The organism is Aminobacter sp. P4_H6_2 (genome assembly GCF_056400805.1).
The window spans coordinates 1-7981 of the sequence record NZ_JBFUKO010000225.1; the positions used below are offsets into that span (position 1 = coordinate 1).

General features: G+C 61.2%; 8 protein-coding genes and 2 pseudogenes. 8 read left to right on the forward strand and 2 right to left on the reverse strand.

Features of this window, described 5'->3' with window-relative positions:
• The 7 genes from AC1DUU_RS16615 to AC1DUU_RS16645 all read left to right on the forward strand — a co-directional run.
• A partial coding sequence (locus AC1DUU_RS16615; protein WP_476784513.1) for a DNA-directed RNA polymerase subunit alpha C-terminal domain-containing protein occupies positions 1 to 416 on the forward strand: 416 nt, incomplete at its 5' end.
• A 111-nt stretch (positions 417 to 527) separates the two neighbouring features.
• Positions 528 to 956, forward strand: coding sequence for a 50S ribosomal protein L17 (gene rplQ, locus AC1DUU_RS16620; RefSeq protein WP_476784514.1), 429 nt, complete (start codon positions 528 to 530; stop codon positions 954 to 956).
• Between the two features lie 194 nt (positions 957 to 1150).
• Complete coding sequence (locus tag AC1DUU_RS16625) at positions 1151 to 2635, forward strand: DegQ family serine endoprotease (protein ID WP_476784515.1); 1485 nt, start codon at positions 1151 to 1153, stop codon at positions 2633 to 2635.
• Between the two features lie 60 nt (positions 2636 to 2695).
• On the forward strand, positions 2696 to 4006 hold the full coding sequence (locus AC1DUU_RS16630) for a replication-associated recombination protein A (protein ID WP_476784516.1): 1311 nt from the start codon (positions 2696 to 2698) through the stop codon (positions 4004 to 4006).
• Positions 4007 to 4257: 251 nt separating this feature from the next.
• The gene (locus AC1DUU_RS16635; RefSeq protein WP_476784520.1) at positions 4258 to 4593 is read left to right on the forward strand and encodes an ArsR/SmtB family transcription factor; all 336 of its coding nucleotides are present in this window, start codon (positions 4258 to 4260) and stop codon (positions 4591 to 4593) included.
• Positions 4586 to 5014: a YeeE/YedE family protein gene (locus AC1DUU_RS16640; protein ID WP_476784517.1), complete on the forward strand. Its 429-nt coding sequence runs from the start codon at positions 4586 to 4588 to the stop codon at positions 5012 to 5014. Before AC1DUU_RS16635 ends, AC1DUU_RS16640 begins: the two co-directional genes overlap by 8 nt.
• 2 nt (positions 5015 to 5016) lie before the next feature.
• Entirely contained in the window at positions 5017 to 5445 is a 429-nt protein-coding gene (locus tag AC1DUU_RS16645) for a DUF6691 family protein (RefSeq protein ID WP_476784518.1), read from the forward strand.
• A 54-nt stretch (positions 5446 to 5499) separates the two neighbouring features.
• On the opposite strand, the gene AC1DUU_RS16650 is transcribed toward AC1DUU_RS16645, so the two are convergent.
• Positions 5500 to 6120: a class I SAM-dependent methyltransferase gene (locus tag AC1DUU_RS16650; RefSeq protein ID WP_476784519.1), complete on the reverse strand. Its 621-nt coding sequence runs from the start codon at positions 6118 to 6120 to the stop codon at positions 5500 to 5502.
• Positions 6121 to 6389: 269 nt separating this feature from the next.
• On the opposite strand from AC1DUU_RS16650, the pseudogene AC1DUU_RS16655 reads away from it, so the two are divergent.
• Positions 6390 to 6542: pseudogene (locus AC1DUU_RS16655) on the forward strand (transposase domain-containing protein); the annotation flags it as partial.
• A 120-nt stretch (positions 6543 to 6662) separates the two neighbouring features.
• Here the strand turns inward: AC1DUU_RS16655 and AC1DUU_RS16660 are convergent.
• Positions 6663 to 7981: pseudogene (locus AC1DUU_RS16660) on the reverse strand (ISNCY family transposase); the annotation flags it as partial.

Below are 7981 nucleotides of genomic sequence, written 5' to 3' on the forward strand. Positions count from 1 at the left end.
CCATGACCATCGAGACCGATGGTTCGATCACCGGTGAGGACGCGGTGGCTTTCGCTGCACGCATCCTGCAGGACCAGCTTGCACTGTTCGTCAACTTCGACGAGCCGCAGAAGGAAGTTGCAGMCGAGGCCGTCACCGAGCTCGCCTTCAACCCGGCGCTGCTCAAGAAGGTCGACGAGCTGGAGCTTTCGGTCCGCTCGGCCAACTGCCTCAAGAACGACAACATCGTTTACATCGGCGACCTGATCCAGAAGACGGAAGCTGAGATGCTGCGTACGCCGAACTTCGGCCGCAAGTCGCTCAACGAGATCAAGGAAGTTCTGGCCGCAATGGGTCTGCACCTCGGTATGGAAGTGCAGGACTGGCCGCCGGAAAACATCGAAGACCTCGCCAAGCGATACGAAGACCAGTACTAAGAAGACCTAGTCGAGCATGGTTCCGAGGACCGGATATTCCGGTCCGACGGCCTTGCGGAAAACCATCAGAGGCCGTGGCCTCTTGAACAACTTAAAATAAGGAAAAGAGCCATGCGCCACGGTTTCAAAGGCCGCCGCTTCTCCCGCAGCGTAAGCCACCGCAAGTCCATGTTCGCCAACCTCTCGGTCTCGCTGATCGAGCACGAGCAGATCGTGACCACGCTCGAAAAGGCTAAGGACCTGCGTCCGATCGTCGAGAAGCTGGTGACGCTCGGCAAGCGCGGCGACCTGCATGCCCGCCGCCAGGTGATCGCCCAAATCGGCAACGAGAACGTCGTGAAGCGTCTGTTCGACGTCGTCGCACCGCGTTACGCCACCCGCAACGGTGGTTACCTGCGTATCATGAAGGCTGGCTTCCGCCGCGGTGACAACGCCGCCATGGCAGTCATCGAGTTCGTCGATCGCGACACCTCGGCCAAGGGTGCTGGCGACCGCGTTCGCCTCGAAGCCGAAGCTGCAAACGACGCCGAAGCCGCATAAGCTTTCCGCACGTTTGATTTGAACCGAAGGGGCCCTTGTGGCCCCTTTTGTTTTGGGCAATTGCTCCGTGTTGCAGCGGTTCTTCCACGTCCCGCGCCAACTATGCGGAAATAACCGCTTTCGAGCGCATACAGCCTTTCAATTTGCACAATCGTCACGACAATGGCGGCGACTTATGCGTTGGAGGATTCGCCATGCGTGCGAAACGATATTTGCTGCTCGCTTTGTGCGCCAGTATTGCGATTGCCGGCGGTGCCGTGGCCCAGGAAGCGGCGAAGAAGCCGGTCGAGGACCCAGGCCTGTCGGATGTGCTGACTGATCTGCTGAACGGCGGCAAGGCTGATGTTGGGGCGCTTGCGCCTGACCGCCGCGTGCCGTTCGGTCGCGAAGCGATGCAGCTTTCGTTTGCGCCGCTGGTCAAGGAAACGGCTGCGGCCGTGGTCAACGTCTACGCCTCCAAGCAGGTGAAGGTGCGCTCGCCATTTGACGGTGATCCGTTCTTCGAACAGTTTTTCGGCGGCGGTGCCCCGCGCAACCGTTCGTCGCTCGGCTCGGGCGTTCTTGTCGATCCAAGTGGTATCATCGTCACCAACAACCACGTCGTCCAAGATGCCGATGAGGTGAAGGTGGCGCTGTCGGATGGCCGTGAATTCACCAGCAAGGTTCTRCTCAAGGACGACACGCTCGATCTCGCGGTGCTGAAGATCGATTCCGATAAGCCGTTCCAGACGATCGCCATTGGTGATTCCGACGCGCTTCAGGTCGGCGACCTAGTACTCGCCATGGGCAATCCCTTCGGAGTCGGCCAGACAACGACCAGCGGCATCGTCTCGGCACTTGCCCGCACGCATATCGGGGTGTCCGATTCCGGCTTCTTCATCCAGACCGATGCGGCGATCAATCCTGGCAATTCCGGTGGTGCGCTGATCAACATGGGCGGCCAGCTCGTTGGCATCAATACGGCGATCTTCAGCCGCTCCGGCGGCTCGATCGGCATCGGCTTTGCCATTCCCTCCAACATGGTGCGCGCCTTCACCGAGGCCGCCAAGGGCGGTGCGGAATTCTTCGAACGGCCCTTCATCGGCGCTTCGTTTGAGCCGGTAACGCCCCAGATCGCCGAGTCGCTCGGCATGGATCATCCATCGGGCGCGCTGATTTCGTCGGTTGACGAAAACGGCCCCGCCGCACGCGCGGGGCTCAAGCCCGGCGACGTTGTGCTGCAGTTCAACGGTGCCGCGATCGAGCACATGGAAGCGCTCGACTATCGCCTGGCGACCCAGCCGATCGGTGGCAAGGCAACGCTGTCGGTGCTGAGCAAGGGCGAGGAGAAATCCATCGAAGTGGCCCTTGAACGCGCGCCGGAAGGCGCAAGCTCGAACGAGGTCTTGTTGCGCGGCCGCAGCCCGTTTGCGGGTGCAAAGGTTGCCGAGCTGTCACCGCGACTGGCGCAGCGGCTGCGTGTCGCAACCGACACCAAGGGTGTCGCCATCGTCGGCATCGACGGCGGCTCGCCGGCTGCTGGTTTTGGCTTCCAGCCGGGCGACATCGTGCGCGAGGTCAATGGTGAGGTCATCGATACTGCCGAGAAGCTGAAGCAGCTTGCCGAGGTGGACACGCGCTGGTGGCGGTTTACCGTCGAGCGTGATGGCCGCATCATGCGCCAGATGCTGCGTTATTGAGTGCACCGGGGCTGTGGCGGGAAAGATGGCAGATAGCCGAACCGTCGGGAGGGTGACCTTTTGAGTTCCCTTTTCGACGAGTCTGTCCCGCGTCCGCTTGCCGAGACGTTACGCCCGCAACGCATCAGCGAGGTCATCGGACAGGACCATCTTCTCGGGCCCGACGGCCCGATCGGGCGCATGATCAAATCGCGAAAGGTGTCGTCGTTCATTCTTTGGGGACCGCCTGGCGTCGGCAAGACAACGATTGCCAGGCTGGTCGCCAAGGAAGTCGGCCTCGATTTCGTGCAGCTTTCGGCCGTGCTTTCCGGCGTTGCTGATCTGCGCAAGGTCGTCGATGCCGCCAAGCAGCTCCGCGGCGGGGCAGGGCGGCAGACAGTGGTCTTCGTCGACGAGCTGCACCGCTTCAACAGGACCACCCAGGACGCGCTTCTGCCGCATGTCGAGGATGGGACCATCGTCCTGATCGGCGCAACGACGGAAAACCCAAGCTTCAGCCTGGTGGCGGCCTTGTTGTCACGCGCCAAGGTCTACACGCTCAAACGCTTCGAAAAAGAAGACCTCGCTATCCTTGCCGAGCGCGCCGAAGCGCATTCCGGCAAAAAGCTGCCGCTCGACGCTGCAGCGCGCGACACGCTGCTTACCATGGCCGACGGTGACGGGCGCTATCTGATCGGGCTCTGCGAGGAGTTGCTCGCGCTACCCGCTGGCACAATGCTGGACGTCGCAGGTTTGGCCGAAACTGTCCAGAAGCGGGCGCCAGTCTACGACAAGGGGCAGGAAGAGCACTACAACATGCTCAGCTGCTTCCACAAAAGCCTTCGCGGCAGCGATGTTCAGGCGGCACTTTATTGGGCCGCGCGCATGGTGATCGGCGGCGAAGCTCCTGGCACGATTTTCCGCCGTCTTGCCTGTGCTGCCTCGGAAGATGTCGGCATGGCCGACCCGCAGGCCATGCCGCAGGTCGTGGCCGCCTGGACCGCGTTCGAGCGGGTAGGGTGGCCGGAGGGACGCCTGTTCATGGCTCAGGCGATCACCTATGTGGCAACAGCGCCCAAGTCGAACGCTTCTTATATGGGGTTCAACCAGGCGATTGCACTTGCTCAGCAGACGGGTTCGCTCGCGCCACCCAAACACATCCTCAATGCGCCGACCAAGCTGATGAAGGAACTCGGCTACCACGAGGGCTACAAATACGATCACGATTATCCCGACGCATTTTCGGGACAGGAGTTCCTTCCCGAAGAACTGGCCGGTCCCAATCGTCCGGAGTTCTACGCTCCAAACGAGCGCGGCTTTGAACGGGATATCAAGAAGCGGCTGGAATTTTGGGCGCGCAACAAGGCCACCCGCCGCCAATCCGACGAATAACCCCCGACGGTGTTGACCGTTGAACACCCGGCCAGACGCGGCTCGATCACGCGACCAAACTCAGGCGTGAGCGCGAGGAATAGCCGGGCAGGGTAGGCGTTTCATGTCACGCCTTTGATCAATGCGAAATATCGATTGCAAAAAAACGCAATCGTTTATATTTAAGTGTTATGGCGATGCCGCTGCCGTGACGCCTGTATGGACCTGCGTGGTAGCGAACCAAGGCTAAGATTGTGAACCCCGAATCCGATATGGCGATGTCCGACCTGCTCAACCGGGCAGGGGAAGCTGCAGAGCTCTTGAAGAAGCTCGCCAACCCCAACCGGCTGATGATTGTCTGTGCGCTTGTCGATGGCGAGCGTTCGGTGCGCGATCTCGAAGACGGCCTTGGCATACGTCAGCCCGGATTGTCGCAGCAGCTTGCCGAGTTGCGCGATGCCGGGCTCATTGCCGGCCGCAAGGAATCGAAATCCGTCTTTTATCGTCTCGCCGACGAGCGTGTGAGCGCGATCGTGTCGCTGCTCTACCGCATGTTTTGCGAGCCGGGCGCCAAAGCCATTTCAAAGAAAGGCAGCGAGAATGACTGAATTTACACCCGTCGCGTCCACCATAGGCGGCATCATGATCGGCCTCTCGGCTGTGCTGCTGATGGCCTGGGAAGGGCGCATTGCCGGCATCAGCGGCATCGCAAGCCGCCTGCTGCCGCCTTATGATGACCGTGCCTTCCTCTCGCGCCTGGGCTTCGTTCTCGGCCTGGTTGCTGCACCGCTGGTCTATCTGTGGGCCACCGGCAACGAGCTGCTTCAGACCGTTTCATCGAACCTGCCACTGATGGCGGCCGCCGGTCTGCTTGTCGGTTTCGGCTCGGTCTATGGCAATGGCTGCACCAGTGGGCATGGCGTCTGCGGCCTATCGCGGCTTTCCGTCCGCTCGCTCGTGGCGACGATTACCTTCATGACCACGGCCTTTTCCACTGTCTTTGTCGTGCGCCACATAGTGGGAGCCTGATCATGTCCTTTGTCGTCAATCTCGCGCTCGGTCTGCTGTTCGGCATCGGCCTTGTCATTTCGGGCATGTCCGACCCGGCCAAGGTGCTGAATTTTCTCGACCTGTTCGGCAGCTGGGATCCGTCGCTCGCTTTCGTCATGGGCGGTGCCGTTATCACCGCGTTCTTTGGCTACCGCCTTGTGCTCAAGCGTGAAAATCCTGTCGCATCTGCGTCGTTCCATCTGCCTGCCAGCAACGCTATCGACAGCCGTATCCTGATCGGCCCGGCCATTTTCGGCATCGGCTGGGGGCTTGGTGGCTTCTGCCCGGGGCCGGCACTGACGGCAACGACGCTGGGCGCTGCCGGCGCCTATGCCTTTTTGCCGATGATGTTTGTTGGCATGTGGCTGGCCAGGATCAGCCCGTTCAGGCGAACCGCCGCGACCGCCTGAACGCCGAGTCTCACTATATCCGCATGACGGCTAAAATGCCGGGTGGGGTGCTGTTCAGCCCTGCATGCGAAATGTGCTGAACTGGAAACGCTGCACGCTGGCCCAAGGCGTCTTGTGTTCGTGGCGGCGCGTGTCGATCAGCGCAAAGCCTTTGCCCAGCAGCTTGCCGATGCTGTCGGCGTCGTGCCTGACGATCGGCAGCCCACTGCATTTCTCAGGACCATCAGGCGCGAACGTACCGATGATCGCATGGCCGCCGGGCTTCAGCGCGCGTGTCAAAACCGTAGCGTAGGCTGCCTGATCGACTCGATCGGTGAGGAAGTGGAATGCGGCGCGATCGTGCCAGATGTCGTAGCTACGGCCTGGCTGCCAGGCCGTCACATCGCTGCAGATCCATGTGACGCGACTTGCGTCTGGTCCGAGACGCGTGCGGTCGGCATCGAGTGCGGCCTGCGAGATATCAAGCACGGTGACGTCGTCGAAGCCTTGGCCGATCAACACGTCGACGAGATGCGACGCGCCGGCGCCGATGTCAACGATGGCGGCGTCAGGCGTAGCACCTGCAACTGCCAGCAGCGTCAGTGACGGCTCCGGCGTCTGCTGAAACCAGCTGACCTGATCTTCCGTCTTGGCCCGATAGATGGTTTCCCAATGAGAGGCCCGGTCGTCGCTCACGGCACAGCTCCAGTCGTCCTGACGTGTCCAGCCATCTTGCACGGTTTGCACATCAAAGGGGACAAGGATTGGTGTCCGCCAACAGGTGTACAATTGTGGCGGCAAGGGTCTGCTATGGCGCACGACAATCAGCCCCGGTCTGACCGGCTGGTTCGGGTTGCAAGGGCAGAGCGGGGCGGGTGAGTGCGCTTCGGCTTTTGAGGTGTTTCAATGCGCTTGGCCTTGCGAGATGATCCGGTGAGATCTACCGCCAGCGGATTTACCGGACCATGACAGCGCGCCTCAATGACGTTGATCCGCAGGCTTGGCTCGCCGATGTCCTCAAGCGCATCGCCGAAATCCCGCAGACCCGTCTGCACAAGATGCTGCCATGGAAATGGAAACGCCAAGCCGAAGCTTCCGCGTCGGCTCAGGCTGCATGAGCCTGCTCGCACCATAACCCGCAGACACGACGCGCCCACCCGGTAATGCCGCGGCCTTCAGCGGATGCGTACACACAAGGCGAGATCACCGTCCATTGAGTTATCCCCGACAGCGCTGGTCTATTCTGCTGCGGCTTGCCGGGAAAGCGCCCTTTGCCGCCGCGCTATCACCGCGGGATCGTTCATCAAATCCGTCCACTTGCCCGGTTTGCGGCCCCGGGGTGTGTAGCCATTCTTCTCGCTGTTGGTCTTTACCTTCGGCTGCGGCAACTGCTCTCTCCTGCCGCTCCTTGATGTAGGCCAAGACATCGGAAAGCCGCTTGTTCTCGGTGATCGCTGCATGGGTCACACGCTGGTCCTTGTCGAACACCCGGAAGGGCAGGCAATGGCCTTTCCAGCGCACGTCGAGCCGACCATCGGCATAGGCGTAGGTCTCGACATAGTGCCCGACCAGCCCGCGCGTCACATCGGTCTCCTCGAGCAAGATCCGCTGGCGCTCGAACGAAAACGTCAGCTGAACGCCGACATAGCGCTGCTCACGCTTGCACAGGATCTCCCTGAGCCGATCCGGCATGATGTTCATCGGCCGGTGCAGGTCATCTGACCGGGCAGGGGTGCGTGCGAACCGTGCGTTGTAGCGCGTAACAAAACCGGGCAGGAACGCATTGCCCGCCTCCATATCCGAGATCCCTGCCAACCGCAGCTCCTTCACCAAGCGGTCCTGAAGCGTCCGGTTGGCGCGCTCGACACGACCTTTCGCCTGGCTCGAATTTGCGCAAAGAATCTCGATGTTCAGCTCTGAAAGCGCACGGCCGAACTGCGTCATGCCCTGGCCGCCCTTGGCATCCTTCTTGGTCACCCGGAACACCGAATGCTTGTCGGAATAGAAGGCAACGGGAGCACCGTGGTCCTTCAAATAGAGTTCCAGCCGCGAAATAGCTGAAGGCGCTTTCCGAGCGCACAAAGCGCAACTGCATCAGCTTGCCGGTCGCATCATCGATGAACACCAGCAATGAACATGGGTCACCGGGGTCCTCGAACCAGCGATGCTCGGAGCCGTCGATCTGCACCAGTTCGCCATAGGCCTCGCGCCGCAATCGTGGCTGATGAAACGTCCGCCGCTGTCGGCGTGAGAGCCAGATGCCGGTATCCGACATCCATTGGCGCAACGTCTCGCGCGATACCGTCACGCCATGATCTTCGGCCAGCTTCTCGGCTGCCAGCGTCGGGCCGAAGTCGGCATATCGTTCTCGCACGATCGCAACTGCATAATCGCGAACGCCATCGCTGATCTTGTTGTTCGATGGGCGGCCGATCGCCTTGTGTCGGATCGAGCCCGCGCCGCTCGTCTTCATCCGTTCCAGGAGCCGGCGCACCTGGCGCGGGCTCAGCGCCAGAACATGTGCTGCCGAAACGATCGTCGTCCGGCCGGCAACAAC

Coding starts and splice junctions, on each gene's coding strand:
- rplQ (WP_476784514.1), top strand. CDS start 528: ATGCGCCACGGTTTCAAAGGCCGCCGCTTCTCCCGCAGCGTAAGCCAC.
- AC1DUU_RS16640 (WP_476784517.1), top strand. CDS start 4,586: ATGACTGAATTTACACCCGTCGCGTCCACCATAGGCGGCATCATGATC.
- AC1DUU_RS16635 (WP_476784520.1), top strand. CDS start 4,258: ATGGCGATGTCCGACCTGCTCAACCGGGCAGGGGAAGCTGCAGAGCTC.
- AC1DUU_RS16645 (WP_476784518.1), top strand. CDS start 5,017: ATGTCCTTTGTCGTCAATCTCGCGCTCGGTCTGCTGTTCGGCATCGGC.